This window comes from Sphingobacterium sp. UDSM-2020 (assembly GCF_016132525.1).
GTDB classification, from domain to species: Bacteria; Bacteroidota; Bacteroidia; order Sphingobacteriales; family Sphingobacteriaceae; genus Sphingobacterium; species Sphingobacterium anhuiense.
Genome location: NZ_CP066166.1, coordinates 5,253,274 through 5,268,632 on the forward strand (window position 1 = coordinate 5,253,274; position 15,359 = coordinate 5,268,632).

Genomic DNA, 15,359 nt, shown 5'->3' on the forward strand with positions numbered 1-15,359 from the left:
TTAATAATAACTACTTACTATCTAATAGTAATTTAACCCAAAAATCAAGAGAATTAGGATCTCTTAATACAGCGACGCTGACTACCTTCTCTAACGGAGTTCCCATCATAATTTTTTTCACAGGAATCTCCAGTTTCTTACCACTAAGCGTGTAAGGAATGATTGGTACTGCTACAATAGTATCGGGTACATGACGTGGACTATAGCTTTTTCTTAGCTTTAATTTGATGGCCGCTTTCAGCTCATCGGTCAAAGAGACTCCGTCCTCCATCTGCACATACAGGGGCATGGTAGACGTCCCGTCCGCATGATCAAGACAAATAATTAAACTATCGGCAACTTCCGGAAAAGTATTTAATATGTTATAAATTTCAGCAGTCCCGATACGTACCCCACCCCGATTCAAAGTAGCATCAGAACGACCGTAAACGATAATACCCTGATGTTCCGTAAATTTGATCCAGTCGCCATGACACCACACTCCTGGGTATTTTTCAAAATAGCTCTCCTGATACTTTTCATTATGAAGATCATTCCAAAAATATATGGGCATTGATGGCATAGGGAGCGTTATAACCAGTTCACCTACTTCATTTTTCACTGATTCTCCACTTTCATTATAGGCTTCAATCTTTGACCCTAAGGTTAAACACTGTATTTCACCGGCATAGACAGGTAATAAAGGATTTCCGGATAAAAATGCGCTACAGACATCTGTACCGCCACTCAGTGAAACAATCTGCGCTTGGGGAAATTGCTTTTGTAACCAGGAAAAGGTCTGCGGAGGCAATGGAGAGCCTGTTGAACCAATCGTTTTGGGTTGAAAACGAGGTTGCGTCAATTCAATATGCTGATTGGCGATATAATAGGCGGCGCCAGCCCCCACATGGTCAATCTCGTGCTGTCCAATAAAATTCCAAAAAGATAACTTTTCAGGATAGGCCAATGAACCCTCATAAATACAAAGGGTAGCCCCCAGTAATAAGGAAGAAAGCGCATAGTTCCACATCATCCACCCGGTGGTTGCATACCAGATAAATCGCTCCCCCTCTTGCACATTCTGGTGTAAAGCCAATGCTTTTAAATGCTCCAATAAAATACCACCACAGCTGTGCGTAATTGCCTTAGGCTTACCTGTCGTACCAGAAGAGTATAAAATCCAAATTGGATGGTCAAAAGGTACCGCTGTAAAACGCAACGGCACTCCTGTCTCTTGTGATACCGCATCTTTCCAGACCTGTTCATCCACAAAAACGACATCGTGTACCAGACTTTCCAGATTTGAAGATAGATCAATCATTGAAGCTTTAAGATCAAATAATTTGCCGTTATAGCTGTATGCAGCATCTGCGAACAAAAGCTTAGGTGTGACCTGAGAAAATCGTTCTACGATACTTGAAGCTCCAAAATCTGGCGAACAGCATGACCAGATAGCGCCAATACTGTTTGTCGCTAAAAAAAGAGCGATAGAAGCCGGACTGTTTCTCAACACACCCACAACACGATCTCCCTGCTCTATACCCTGCCCTATCAAGAACCGCTGCAATGAACTAACCATTCCTTCCAGTCCGTCCCAAGAAATGCTCTGAAGGGGCTTATTCTCTTCCTGGAACAAAATAGCCGGCCGTTCTGCAGTAGATTTTCGGAAAATATGTTCCGCATAATTTAAAGTGGCACCTTCAAACCATTTAGAACCAATAAATCCTTGTGGAGAAGCTTGAAAAATTTCTTGGTGAGGAGTATGAAAAATTACGTCAAAAAACGCGGCGATATCTTCCCAGAATTCCTCCAGATTTGAAACTGACCAATCCCAAAGTATAGGATAAGAATCCATCTTAAATTGTCGTTTCTGTTCTACAAATTGCTTAAACTTGTATAAAGAAGATTCCTGTTGATAAGCAACAGAAGGCTTCCAAAGTAAATTACTCATTATTCTGATTCATTTGGTTTGAATCAAATCTAACGAAAATAATGTAAAATAAATCAGCTCAAGAAATTGATTTGTAAACAATAGATGTATTGCTATAATCAGGTATTTAATCTAATAAAAATGCTAATCAGGGTTGTAGCCATTACGAGAAACATCAATAAATCTAAAAGATTCAAACATAGACATCAGCTTTTATACCCCGTTAAATTCGTGAAGAGAACTCTTTTAAAGTCCGTACAAGTCCATGAAAGTCCATACTCTATTCGACAACGGCTCTGCATTGATAGGTATTTACTAGGATACATGTTCGGTACTGGCTCGACTGCGCCTCGACTCCTATTCGACTGTGCTTCGACAAAAAGGCAAACAAATGCCAAACAACTACCGAACATGACCCGAACCAGTCTCCTAGCAGGTCCAAACCATTTTCGAACCACAACCAATGGATACCCGAACAAATGAAATTAAAATGCTGCTTTTTTAGATAAGCCCAGAATGGGGAAAGAGTTTAGATTAATACACATCGATGACCGTGTCGTCTTCAACAGGATGTCCAGTACACAGCAGTATCCGGCCATTTTCCACCTCCCGATCTGTCAGCACTTCGTTATAACTCATACGCACTTTTCCATGGGAGCAATTTGATATACATGTACTGCACATACCCGACTTGCAGGAATATGGAAGCTTAATCTTGTTTTCCAAACCCACATCTAGAATAGATTTATTATAAGGAATATCCAGATGATAGCTTTGACCTTGAAAGTTCAAGCGAATGGAGTACGTTGTTTTATCCACTTCTTTTTCCGTTTCATCATCATCGTCTTCTTCATTTTCAGGAAGCAAAAAGGTCTCCCGTTTGATTTGAGATTCATCAAACCCCATCCCCAACAAAGTGAAACGACACAAGTCCATATAGATCACTGGACCACAGGTGTAAAACAGAACATCCTGATGTGCAGTTGGCAAATGATTTTTCAAAATGGAAAGGATATAATCTCTATTCAATCGTGCTGTCATCAGATTTTTACTATTTGAATAAATCCAAATGATCTGAAGACGATCCGGATATTTTTTTGCCCATTGCTGTAATTCTTCTTTAAAAGGAGTTACCTCTGGAGAGCTATTGCTATAAGCCAGCACAATCTTCGACTTATTTTCCCGAACCAACGCAGTCTTCAAGATGGAGAATAAAGGAGTGATACCAATACCTGCGGCGAATAAAAATACGGTACGTTCGCTATCTTCAATAGGTTCATAAATAAACAGACCTTGTGGATCTAATGCATCCACAATATCTCCCTCCTGAACTTTATGATGTAAAAAACGGGAAATCTCACCGTTCTCAACCCGCTTAACCGTAATACTTAAGGGTTCATCGACATCTGGTGAACTACTAAAAGAATACGATCTCCTCAACTCCCGATTAGCAAATTCAAAAGATAAAGTCAAAAATTGACCAGCTTTATAAGTTGGAAACTCCCCTGATACTGGTTCGAAATTAATGGTTACATTGTGATTTTCACGCGGAATGATGTTCGTAATTCTGAGCTTGTGCATAACCAAAGATAGTATTCACATCGAGTTTTATCAAATCATTAATTGCAATAGGCTATAGGTTAAAAATATAATCTTACTAGCGCGGAAATAAGTAAAAAATAATTCATGCACATCTAACAAACTTTACAATAAAAAATTATTACTGTATTCATAAACATCTGTTTGCATTTCAATCAACCTGTTTTTTAAAATGGAATAATTGCTCGTCATTTAAAGGTCTCATTTCAATAAATTAATTTAGATCTATTACAAATAATGTATATTTGTAATAAGGTATGATTATAAAAGCAAAGATAAAACAACATAATGAATGGCTATTTTGGGAAGAGCTTCCTGAGATCAGCTCGATCAATACCATTTTATCCGAAAAGCATATTGCAATCAATAAAAGCCCGATAAATATCAGTACCTATCAGATCCTAAGCAGAGGATTGTTTGTGCTCTGCGCGGATATGCGTGTTTCAGCTCCCGTAGATATTATCTCGGAGATAGAAGGCGAAGCTGTCGTGAGCCAATTTATCCTCAGTAAATCAGAATCTGCGCATGGATTTACGTTCAGTAAACATAACATACGTTACATTCCTTCTCTTTACGAAGAGCATCCGATTCAGAGCAATCAGGACTTCCTGTATTTTATGGTCATCATGACACCTGAACTCTATCAGAATATGATCAGCATACATACGCCACTTCATTTGGAATTCAAAGAGAAGATGAAGGAAAAGAAAGTGATCTCCATTGTCGAAGAAGATCTTTTTGTTACCACAGAAATGAAGGGGATCATTGATAGTATTCGTACCACGACAAATAAAAATGAATTGAAGCAGATATTTGTCAATGCGCGCATTCTCGAACTCATCATGCTTCAGTTTGAACAGTTCAGTTTCATCAGCGATAAACTTACGGATCTTTTAAAGATCGAAGATGTTCAAAAACTGGAAGAGGCACAGCGGATTCTTCGCAATAATTTTGTCAATCCGCCAACACACAAACAATTATCGAAATTAGTACTATTAAATGAGTTTAAACTTCGTAATGGCTTTAAACAACATTTTGGTACTACCATTTACAACTACATCACACGTATCCGAATGGAGGAGGCAAAACGTCTGATTTTAAATGAAAACAAAAACATGTATGAGGTGAGTACGATCGTAGGTTTTAAACATCAGGCTAGCTTTACACATGCATTTAAAAAATATTACGGCTTACTCCCTTCAGAAATAAGCCGTTAATTTACTTTTATACCTTTTGACCTTGCAATAGCGAACGCCATGATTCTAATTCAGGAATACCCGGTTTTCGTTTCCCAAAAAGTTGAACAATTAGATTTCCCTGCTTGTCGTAAACTTCCAATGCGTTTACATCACCATCTGTAGAAGGTTTTCTAACCTGCCATATTTGGTCAATCGCATCCATATTAAGATGCAGATTAAACTGTGGATCTAGTACATTAAACCAATTTTCCATAGTTACAAGTTTCGTGATCAATCCCGAATGTATCTGTATACAGCCTTTATTGCTAACAAAAACCATGACAGGAACGTCCTGTTCTGAAGCCTGGTTTAAGATTTCTGTAAATCGCTCTAATGGCAATTGTTCTGCGAAACCAGAAGGTGCCAGACGCAATGCCTGTGTCCGCTGTAAGCTATATTTACGTAAAATACCAAAGAATTCATGGCTATCCTTCATATTGAGCCAATCTGACTGAAAACTATCGACAGCAATTTCCGTATCTGGAATGGAAATATCACTTAAAACTGCGGGAACATTGATTGTAAAATACGTCTGGTCTGCAGCACGATAAGAATTTACAAGTTCTTCATAAACAGCAATCGGATTAGAGTCTTTGGTCAAATAAACTTTATGAACAGCTAATCCCGCTGTATCAAAGAACTGGATACTCAAAAGATCTTTAACTTTTACAGCAAATGCATAGGCCCAATTCTGAATAAAAACGCGTAGGTCAATATCATCATTATGAAATAGTACGACATGCCCCTCATTGGAAGGTGTGGGATACGTTCCTTTTCTTTCATGAACACATGCATCATTACGTGTCAAAGCCATAACATGCCCTAAGCGTGGTAATTCCTGCAAAATAGCCCAAATATCATCCTTAAGTAACACCACATCATCTGACAATTGTGTCAATAGAAGCTGTGCTTCACTTACCTTAAGTGCTTTTGCACAGTCGTAAATCCTTGCCTTAGGATTATCTTTTTTATAATTTTCGTACTTTTCTTTTAATTCCATCGCCAGTTCATGTTTATAATTTGAATTAAATTTTGCTGCTGAATAATGTACTGTACAGGTTTGTACAGACGGTGTCAGCGTAGCCATATCAGTACTCACTTTTGTTTGTACACCAAATATAGCATATATATTTTCAGGCTTGAGCACTTCAATAGGAGCTCCCTCCCACCATTTCCTACCCGATTTGAGCATCAATACACGATCGGCATACTGTGCAACAAGATTCAGTTCATGTAATATGGCGACAACACTAAACCCAACAGCAGTCAAAGCTTTCGCAATGGCTAGTGTTTGATGTTGAAATTGGATATCCATACTCGCTACAGGCTCATCTAATAATAACAAAACGTCTTTCTGGTCCCACACCTGTGCCAATACCCTTGCAAAATGAACACGTTGCTGCTCTCCACCCGACAGTTGCTGTATTTTTCTATCGCCCACATGTTCGACTTCACAGATGCGCATACACTCTGCTATAGCCACGTTGTGTTGCTCCTGAGATGCTTTCAAATGATAGCGTCCCATACGGACGACCTCCTCGACAGTAAACGCCATAGCCATACTATTGGACTGGTGTAGGAAAGCTCTCGCATAAGCAAGTTCTTTCAATGAGTAAGAACGAAGTGGTTTGCCTTTAAACAATATTTCTCCCTTTGCAGGTTTCAGATCGGAAGCCAACATACGTAACAAAGATGTTTTTCCGGCTCCATTTGCTCCTACAATTGCGTAAAATTCGCCTTTTTGAATAGAGATATCAATATCCCTTAAAATGGGACGCCCTTTGATTTCGTATGATAGTGATTGTACTTGTAGCATAAACTAGATTTTATTCTTGTCTCTGATCAGGATAAATAAGAAAACTGGAGTACCCAATAATGCTGTAATAACCCCAATAGGAAGTTCCAATGGCTGAATAATTAAGCGCGAAAGCAGATCAGCAAGTGTGAGGACCAATGCTCCGGCAATACTTGATGCCACGAGCACGTAACGATTATCAACACCACCAATCAATCGGATTGCATGCGGCACTAATAAACCCACGAAGCTGATAACTCCGGAAAATGCAACAGCTGCTCCTACTGCCAATGTTGAAAACAAAATAACTACAATTTTCAACCGGCTTGTATTGACGCCCATCATTTCAGCTTGAGATTCTCCTAAAGCAAAAACATTCAATTGTTTCGCAAAAAGAGGTAGAATAACTAAAGAAATAAAGACACAGGGATACAATACTTTAATATTTTCCCATGATGCTCCCGCTAAACTGCCCAATGACCAAAAGGTGATGGAACGTAATTGTTGTTCAGTTGCTAAATAACTCAATAATCCCGTTAAGGCTCCTGCAAATGCATTCATAGCAACACCTGCTAAAAGCATGGTTGCAATATGAGATTTCCCATTGTTCATGGATATACGATAAACAATAAGCACTGTCAATGTTGCTCCTAAAAACGCGGCAAATGCCAGAACGTAATAACCCAGGCTTGCAGAAATCATGGGAAGTAACAAGCCTTCGAAAGAGATAACGAGTGCGGCAAAGAAAGAAGCGCCTGAAGAAATTCCCATTAAGCCAGGTTCCGCTAATGGATTTCGAAATATACCTTGGATAGCTGCTCCACTGATTCCTAAAGCTGCACCAACTGCAATTCCCATTAGAATTCTAGGTAATCGTATTTGCTCCAAAACATTCACAGTCAGCTCATCAATACCTGATGAAGCTTTAAGACCTATCTTATGTAACAGTATAGAGCAAACATCCCAAAAGGAAACCGAAATCGATCCCATCCCTAATGAAAATATGACTACGATAATAAGTAATATGCTGAGTAGCGTGTAAATTAAGGTATTTTTCATTACAGCAACTATTTTCCAAATAATTTTTCGTGCAACTGCTGTATCGCCTGTGGTAAACGCATACTGAAACCATTTAACAAGGATGCATCCATAGCAATTACTCTTTTATTTTTACCTGCTGTAGTTAAGTTAACACCTGGTAACTTCAAAATAGCTTCTTTTCCTCCTAAACTGGACATCCCAAAATCAAATAACAAAATAACTTCCGGATTGGCCTGAACTAAAGCTTCTGTATTATATGTTTTGTATCCTGTAAAACCTTTCATCACATTTTGAGCACCGGCTAACTTGATTACCGCATCAACGGCAGTTCCTGAACCAGATACACTCATTGCTCCTGCCCCACGTGCATATACAAACATCATTTTAGTTGCTTTACTCGATTTTCCCTTCGCAATTGCCGACTTTAGATCTTTCGATAATTGATCTGCAACCTGATTTCCCTTTGTAGTAACATTTAAAGATTGTCCTACTTTGCGAACCAATCCTATTAATCCTGCCTCAGAAAATTCCTGTTTAAACAAAACACATGAAATATTCAAGGTCTTAAATTGCGCCAATACAGCCGCACTGACCTCTCCTTCAAAACCTAGTACGATATCTGGACGAAATGAAGCAATTCCTTCAGCCGTAATTGATCTGTTTTTGCTCACTTTAGGAATCTCTTTCACATAACTTGGATAATCGCTTGTCACATCAACAGCCACTAGATTAGCACCTAGCCCTAATGCATCAACAATTTCCGTCAAACTTCCACTTAAGGAAACAATTCTTTTTGGCGTGTTGCCCTGTGCTATAGCTACTGTATAGCTAGACCATAAAATGATGATAAGCGCAAAATTATTTAATATTTTCTTCATATAATTTGTTCATTTATGAAGAACAAAAATGGGCTTATTTAAACTAATTACAAATAAAGAGTTCTGTTTGCAATACGCTTATACTAATACACAAGAATAGATATAAATAACATAAATACCCTGAATAACAATAAATTAACTAAACAAGAGGGATCATTATGTCATTTAAATAATATCATATTGCACAAAAATTAATACACTTTGCACAAATCAAAATACACAATGCATAAATAAACTTTGGCATTTTATGGAGATACTTGCATTATTATTTAGAATTATTACAAATAACTTTGAAGACAACACACTATCTATGCCTGCTATTTAATTTTCTTTTTCTGATCGGGAAAAGCAATTCAGTGCTTGCACAACAGAATGCGCAATTTCAGGGGCTTATTGTGGATGAATTACAAAGACCGTTGGCAGATGTTAGTATTTTAATCGAACCAGACCGATCTACGACAAAAACAGATAATCGGGGAAATTTCATAGTCAAAAAATTATATGCCGGAACATATACTTATACTTTAAGTGCAATTGGATATGAAACCTTAACTGGCTCTATTGAGTTGATCGCAAAAGACAAGCAGCTACATCGCTTCCAGCTTCATAAATCGAATCAAGTTTTAGATGAAGCATTGGTTACGCAAGAGATTCAAAACCGTCCAACATTAATTGATCCTAAGAACTCTGCTATGCCGGTTACTATTATCGACAGGAAGGCAATTGAACTTATGGGGAGTAGACGTTTGGACGAGGTCTTAAAAGAACAGACAGGTATTGCTATTGTTAACAATACTGCTGGCGGTAACCGTTCTGTAGGTGTGCAGCTGCAGGGATTCTCTAGTGAATACGTCATGATCCTTATTGACGGACAGCCGATGCTCGGCAGAAGTTCCGGTAACTTTGACTTATCACGTATTTCGGTAACAAATATAGAACGTATAGAGATTATCAAAGGGGCTTCTTCTTGTCTTTATGGGAGTGATGCACTGGGAGGAGCGATCAATATCATCACCCGTTTAGGAAAAGTAACTCCTCAAATGCATGCAAATATTAACTATGGAAGCTTCAACGTATTGGATGCAACTTTAGAAGGTGAGACTTCCTTTAATAAAAATAGAGGAACAGCTTTACTATCTACGAATTACTACCGTACGGATGGTTTTAATACAAACAAAAAATTTCAGTCAAGCGGAACCACAGTCCCACCCTACCAAACTTTTTCCATCCAGGGAAAAGTAAGACATCAATTGAAAGATAATCAGCATTTCATTGGCGCTTCAGGGCGTTATAACTATCGGCAATCCGATATGCAACGTGGTTACGGACAAGATTTCAGCACGCTAGATCAACAAAAAGAGACTGACATCAATGCTTCATTGTTCTACGATAGTCGTTGGAATGAACGCTGGAAATCGCTTTCTACCTATTACGTATCGCATTATCAATCCGATAATAAAGTAACAGCACAGCAAAACAATGCCAATTTAGCTTCAGACAATTTCACACAGATGGTCCATCGTCTGGAACAACAATTTGCTTATCAGTCAGAAGGCCTAAATGTGACTATGGGACTAGGTGGAGCTATAGAAGCTATGGATCTTGCTGAAAATTTTGACAACAAAAATCAGAAGAACTTCTTTTTATATTCCCAAGCGAATAAAACAATCGGAGAAAAAACCACTGTTGTTGCAGGATTGCGCTATGACCAGACAGACAATTACGGAGGGCGATTAAACCCAAGTTTAGGTGTGACCTATCAATTACTGCCTCAGCTTGCTTTGAAAACAGGTATAGGAACTGGATTTAAAGCTCCTGACTTCAAGACCCGTTATCAGGTGTTTTACAACCCTGCTGCCAATTACTACGTTATCGGCAATGAAGTTTTAAACAGTACTTTGGATGAAATGGATGCCGCAGGACAAATTTCTGAACGTCGCAATTACATCATCAATCAACTTGATGGTAACTTAAAAGCCGAGCACAACACCTCAATCAATGCAGGTTTGACCTGGAAGCCGTTAACAAATACAACAGTAGAAGTCAATGTATTTCGTCATCAGCTTAAAAATCAAATCAATAGTATACAGGTTGCTACAGGTATGCAAAACATGGCGATTTATTCGTATCAAAATTTACCAAAGTCAGTCAATAAAGGATTTGACATATCTTTTTCTACTCGGGTATTAGAAAAAATCACAATCAATGCAGGCTATCAATACCTGATTGCGAAAGATATGAGTGTTGTTGATAGTATAAAACAAGGGAATTGGCCATTTAATACCTTAAGAGATCCAAAGACCGGAGAGACATTTACGCCAACATCAAAAGACTACTGGGGCTTAGAAAACAGATCAAGACATCAATTCAACATAGGTGCAATTTATCAAGCTCCTTGGAATCTGACAATAAATGCACGTGCTAACTACAGAGGGAAGTATGCATTTTCAGATGCAAATGGCAATCATTTTATTGATCGTTTTGACACATTTGTCAATCAGCATATTCTCTATAATGCAACTATTGAAAAAAAGTTTGACAAACTTCCTTTAACTGTCCGGGTGACTGGAGAAAACCTCGGAAACTATATTAATTATTTAATTCCAGGCCAAATTGGTCGAAGTGTATCCTTTGGCCTATCCTACAGATTAATAAAGTAAAAAGATGAAATTATCCATAAAAATACTCTTTTATAGTTGCATAGCAACAGTGTTTACTTCATGTTTTAAACCCAACATTGAGCCAGACATCTTAGCCGACGGAAAAAGTACAATCATAAAAGATCTTGCTGGTGATGTAAATGCTTATGTCGGAGCTGGTGTCGGTGGCGGAAACCCCAAAGAAACAAGAGACTTTTATACTTTCCTATTTCGGTTTTCAGATCAAAACCAGACTTGGTTAAAAAATCATACCGATTCTGTAACGAACTTTGCAAAAACAGATTGGGATCTTGCCTTTACAGGACAATACAATGGAACACTTTTTATTAATGATGGAACGATGGAAAATAATCCCGCTTACGGAAATCCATCAAGACACCGCGTTGTACTGATTAAAAAGCCATATGACCAAGTCGATTCAGCTCCTGAGGATATTGAATTTGAAAACTCAAAAATAAATGCATTCGGTATTATTATGGATGCCGAGTCATCAGGCTGGTATGATTATAATATACAGCGTCATCTGGTACAGGCCATGCCTGACCGCACCTATGTCATCCGTTTAAGTAATGGAAAATATGTCAAGCTACAAATGATCAGTGTATATCAGGGTATTCACAATTTTACGCCTATTACTGACCTTTACTGGCCTGCCCCCTACTTTACTTTCCGATATTTCATACAAGAAGATGGAACAAAAAATTTAAAAACGAGTAATTTATAAAATTAATAAGCAAATATCATGTTAAACTTAAAAATCAAAGAAGCCACAAAAAATGGCCATCAAGAGTTAGAAAAAAATGTTATTTTTAAATTGAAGGCTATTGAAAATAACTTAGATTATGCAGACGTATTGAAATATTTCTATGCTTATTTTAATGCTGCAGAAGGAAACATTGAAGCGGCATTACCAGCAAGCTTAGCGTCTTACTATGCCACACGCAGAAATGCATCACATGTTGCCAAAGATATCATTGAACTAGGTGGTAGTTTAGAAAACTTACCTGAAGTTGTGTTACCGACGATCAGCACAAAAAACCAAGCTATCGGTGCTCTTTATGTACTAGAGGGATCTATCATGGGCGGACCACATATTGTCAAAATGCTTCAACATAGAGGTATCAATTCGGGATTTAACTTTTTTAATGGTTATGGTGACCAATCAATGGAAAAATGGGCGGAGTTTACTGCAATAATCAATGCAGAAGTTGCCGAAAATGACGAGCAAGAAGCTATCGATGCTGCATTAGCGACATTTGAAGCATTTACCAATACATTTAATTCAAAAGCAGTTATCTCGTAATTTTAAATCCGTGTAATCATGAAATCATCACACAAATTAAAAAGTATCCTGTGTGTTAGTGCTATTGCACTGACCTCTTTTCAATTTACAGCTTGTAAAAAAGATAAAGTTGAAGATCCAAAAGAAGAAGAAGTTTTCAAAACTGAAGGACTTAATGTTGCTGTACCAAGTGGTAAAACCATATTTTACGACTTAAAGAAACAAGAAGATGCGACAGAAAGCTCTTATACTTTTAAACTTTCAGGCATGTACGGGTCTCGTTTAGATTTGGGAAACCAAGGCTATCAAATGGGATATTTTGACTTGAAAAATACGAGTATCAAAGATATTAAGTTGACCAATACAGCAGACTTTAACCAATTGGATGTTAAAGAAACTAATTTTTTAACCATTGATGCATCCACTGCAGGAGAACCGGCAAACGGTCCAACTTGGATTATTTATGACTATAAAAATAATCATGCTGTATACCCGACTGCAGATCGTTATATTGTATTCTACAAAAAAGCAGACATCACAAGTGGTGCACAAACTGAAGTCATCATTATGCAAGCAGATAAAGTAACAGCCAAGGATGGAAATGCACGATACCAATTAAAATCGGAATCGCATAATATCAATATCCTCAAAGAAAAAGAGGTAAAAACAGGTACTGTTGCTGTTCCTTCTGGTAAAACAGCATTTTATGATGTGTTAAATGATAAAATTACAGAAACTGTCGAAACAAGTCTTGTTAATTTTTCTGGGTTGTCGGGTACTACGCTTAAGCCAAGTACAACAGCTTATAAATTTGGATATTTCGATTTAAAAGGAAAAAGCATTGAAGATATCAAAATCGCGAACTTAAAAGAACTTGATTTCAAAGAAGCAACATCATTAGGATTAGATGCGACTAGCATGGGGCAGCCGGTGACAGGCCCAATATGGGTGGTATACGCAGGTGCTCCTACACATGCTCTACATCCTACTGCTGATCGGTTTGTAGTATTATACAAAGGAACATCCTTATCTGAAAATCCAAATGAAGTCATCATCTTCAAAATAGATGAACTCGTTACTGCAGGGCGAGATGCAACCTTCAAATTGAAAATAAAACAGTTCATAAAATAGACCTAAAAGTCAATTTTATAATAGCATGAAGCATCTTGATTTGTATCAAGATGCTTTCTTATTTTTAGTACGATGTATGATATCTCCATGGTATTCGTTCTCTTTTTTGAGATCAACTGATTTCAGTATAACTTAGGGAAGATAAAAAAATCTTAGATCTGATCATTTTACGCGGCAATACAGACATTCAAACTACTGCAATCATATTGCTTATACTTCATTTTATTTCCGAACCCTAGTCAACAATATAAATAAGCTATTTAAAAACAGCGTTACTTATTTCTTGTTTAATTGGAAAGTCCTATTATATTTGCCGTTCGATAATACTATTTACATCTCAAAGATCTACAACGTGCAGCCTATGAACACTCTTGTGTTGATAAAAAGCTCAGACCTGTTTGAAAGAACATAATTAACTATTGATGAAAAAAATCAAAGATATTACGACACTAGGATTCGCCTTATTTGCTATGTTTTTTGGAGCTGGGAACTTACTGCTTCCTCCTTTTATTGGATTAAATGCGGCAGATCAATGGGACTGGGCAATAATAGGTTTTGGGCTTACAGGTATTTTACTTCCTCTGTTAGGCGTTTTATCGATCATCAATTCAGGTGAATCATTCAAAGATCTAGGCAATCGAACTCATCCTTATATAGCCACCATCCTGGGTATCATCATCATGCTGGGTATAGGGCCTCTAATTGCCATTCCGAGAACAGCCGCGACTACTTTTGAAGTAGGTTTATTGCCTGCATTTCCGAACTTATCTCCCATCTGGGGTTCAATACTATTTTTTGCGGTTACTTTTATCCTTTCTATCCGCCCTTCCAAAGTCGTGAATGTAATTGGAAATTTTCTGACACCGTTACTTTTGATCTTATTGATCGGTATGATCATCATGGGAATTTTGTTTCCTTTATCACCGAATATCGCACATCAGATGGAATCCATGCAAGCCTTTAAGCTTGGTTTCATAGAAGGGTATCAAACATTGGATGTGTTGGCTTCTGTCATTTTTAGCAGTATTATTATCGCTGCAGCAAAAGCCAAAGGATATGAAAAACTTAAAGATAAAAATAGAATCGTCACGAGTGCAGGTTGCCTAGCAACATTTTGTTTATTATTGATCTACGGTGGTTTAGTTTTTTTAGGGGCAAAATCTGGATATCCTTTATCTCCAGATGTAAAACGGGCAGAGTTACTCCTGTTTATTTCGCATAAAATCTTTGGAAGCTATGGGGTGCTTGCCATTTCAGTCAGTATTGCATTAGCGTGCCTAACTACTGCAATCGCCTTAACTTGTGCTGTAGGTACATTTTTTAGTCAGCTGTTTAATAATCGAATTACCTACGAGTGGATTGTCATTATTTGCTGTCTCTTTTCGGCAGTACTTGCCATAACCGGAGTGGAGTATATTATTCAAATTGCTTATCCATTTTTAGCATTCATTTATCCAATTGTAATTACCCTCGTACTCTATGTACTTATCTTTGGTCGTTTGAATAAATCTAGACTACCCTACATTGGAGCTTTAGCAGGAACAACACTTGTTTCTACAATTTATCTCTTAGCAGGATTTGATATACATATTAAAGGAGCTGAAAATATATTAGCATCAATTCCTTTGGCGACATATGAACTGTGGTGGGTTATTCCTTCAATTGTTGGATTTTTATTGTTTTTGCTCTTGGATAAGTTAAAAGTAAGTCGCTAGATATAATATCCTAAAATGGGTTGTTGTCATAGAGTATGATAACAACCTTTTCATAACCGCTATATACAAAACCAGATGTCCCGTCAGACCTATTGATGATGCAAGATAAAT

At 37.6% G+C, this 15,359-nt stretch carries 11 protein-coding genes; 6 read left to right on the forward strand and 5 right to left on the reverse strand.

Annotated elements, in window-relative coordinates:
* Positions 1-10 precede the first annotated feature (10 nt).
* Both JAZ75_RS22160 and JAZ75_RS22165 read right to left on the reverse strand, forming a co-directional pair.
* On the reverse strand, positions 11-1,930 hold the full coding sequence (locus JAZ75_RS22160) for an acetoacetate--CoA ligase (RefSeq protein WP_208698604.1): 1,920 nt from the start codon (positions 1,928-1,930) through the stop codon (positions 11-13).
* Positions 1,931-2,443: 513 nt separating this feature from the next.
* Positions 2,444-3,490: a ferredoxin--NADP reductase gene (locus tag JAZ75_RS22165; RefSeq protein ID WP_208698606.1), complete on the reverse strand. Its 1,047-nt coding sequence runs from the start codon at positions 3,488-3,490 to the stop codon at positions 2,444-2,446.
* 275 nt (positions 3,491-3,765) lie between these two features.
* On the opposite strand from JAZ75_RS22165, the gene JAZ75_RS22170 reads away from it, so the two are divergent.
* A complete protein-coding gene (locus JAZ75_RS22170; protein WP_021189896.1) occupies positions 3,766-4,725 on the forward strand; it encodes a helix-turn-helix transcriptional regulator in 960 nt (319 codons plus the stop codon).
* Positions 4,726-4,732: 7 nt separating this feature from the next.
* Here JAZ75_RS22170 and JAZ75_RS22175 read toward each other — a convergent pair whose 3' ends face one another.
* From JAZ75_RS22175 to JAZ75_RS22185, 3 genes are read right to left on the reverse strand one after another with little or no spacing between them, the layout of a single operon-like run.
* Positions 4,733-6,562, reverse strand: coding sequence for a heme ABC transporter ATP-binding protein (locus tag JAZ75_RS22175; protein ID WP_208698608.1), 1,830 nt, complete (start codon positions 6,560-6,562; stop codon positions 4,733-4,735).
* A 3-nt stretch (positions 6,563-6,565) separates the two neighbouring features.
* Positions 6,566-7,600, reverse strand: coding sequence for a FecCD family ABC transporter permease (locus JAZ75_RS22180; RefSeq protein WP_208698610.1), 1,035 nt, complete (start codon positions 7,598-7,600; stop codon positions 6,566-6,568).
* An 8-nt stretch (positions 7,601-7,608) separates the two neighbouring features.
* On the reverse strand, positions 7,609-8,460 hold the full coding sequence (locus tag JAZ75_RS22185) for a hemin ABC transporter substrate-binding protein (RefSeq protein ID WP_208698612.1): 852 nt from the start codon (positions 8,458-8,460) through the stop codon (positions 7,609-7,611).
* A gap of 290 nt (positions 8,461-8,750) precedes the next feature.
* Here JAZ75_RS22185 and JAZ75_RS22190 point away from each other — a divergent pair, with 290 nt between their 5' ends.
* From JAZ75_RS22190 to brnQ, 5 genes are all read left to right on the forward strand, one after another.
* Positions 8,751-11,120, forward strand: a complete 2,370-nt coding sequence (locus JAZ75_RS22190) for a TonB-dependent receptor (protein WP_232789298.1) — start codon at positions 8,751-8,753, stop codon at positions 11,118-11,120.
* A gap of 4 nt (positions 11,121-11,124) precedes the next feature.
* Entirely contained in the window at positions 11,125-11,844 is a 720-nt protein-coding gene (locus JAZ75_RS22195; protein ID WP_208698614.1) for an HmuY family protein, read from the forward strand.
* Between the two features lie 18 nt (positions 11,845-11,862).
* The gene (locus JAZ75_RS22200) at positions 11,863-12,423 is read left to right on the forward strand and encodes a biliverdin-producing heme oxygenase (protein WP_132842269.1); all 561 of its coding nucleotides are present in this window, start codon (positions 11,863-11,865) and stop codon (positions 12,421-12,423) included.
* A gap of 18 nt (positions 12,424-12,441) precedes the next feature.
* Positions 12,442-13,533, forward strand: coding sequence for a hypothetical protein (locus JAZ75_RS22205; RefSeq protein WP_208698616.1), 1,092 nt, complete (start codon positions 12,442-12,444; stop codon positions 13,531-13,533).
* A gap of 422 nt (positions 13,534-13,955) precedes the next feature.
* A complete protein-coding gene (gene brnQ / locus JAZ75_RS22210) occupies positions 13,956-15,248 on the forward strand; it encodes a branched-chain amino acid transport system II carrier protein (RefSeq protein WP_208698618.1) in 1,293 nt (430 codons plus the stop codon).
* Positions 15,249-15,359 lie beyond the last annotated feature (111 nt).